This is a genomic window from Duganella flavida (assembly GCF_009857445.1).
Classification (GTDB): Bacteria; Pseudomonadota; Gammaproteobacteria; order Burkholderiales; family Burkholderiaceae_D; genus Rugamonas; species Rugamonas flavida.
Genome location: NZ_WWCN01000063.1, coordinates 1 through 489, shown reverse-complemented (window position 1 = coordinate 489; position 489 = coordinate 1). Strand labels below are relative to the sequence as shown.

The window sequence follows — 489 nt, the reverse complement described above, 5'->3', positions numbered from 1 at the left end:
TTCGGACTCGATTTCTCTACGGCTTCCCTATTCGGTTAACCTTGCCACTGAATGTAAGTCGCTGACCCATTATACAAAAGGTACGCAGTCACCCCCGAAGAGGCTCCTACTGTTTGTATGCACACGGTTTCAGGATCTATTTCACTCCCCTCCCGGGGTTCTTTTCGCCTTTCCCTCACGGTACTGGTTCACTATCGGTCGATTACGAGTATTTAGCCTTGGAGGATGGTCCCCCCATATTCAGACAGGATTTCTCGTGTCCCGCCCTACTTGTCGTACGCTTAGTACCACTGGTCTGATTTCATGTACGGGGCTATCACCCGCTATGGCTGCCATTTCCAGAGCATTCCATTATCAGTCCAACTATCACGTACAGGCTCTTCCCATTTCGCTCGCCACTACTTTGGGAATCTCGGTTGATTTCTTTTCCTGCAGCTACTTAGATGTTTCAGTTCGCCGCGTTCGCCTCACACACCTATGTATTCAGTG

At 49.7% G+C, this 489-nt stretch carries 1 rRNA gene; it reads right to left on the bottom strand.

Annotated features, from left to right (window positions below):
- Positions 1–489: ribosomal RNA gene (locus tag GTP46_RS29190) — 23S ribosomal RNA — on the bottom strand; the annotation flags it as partial.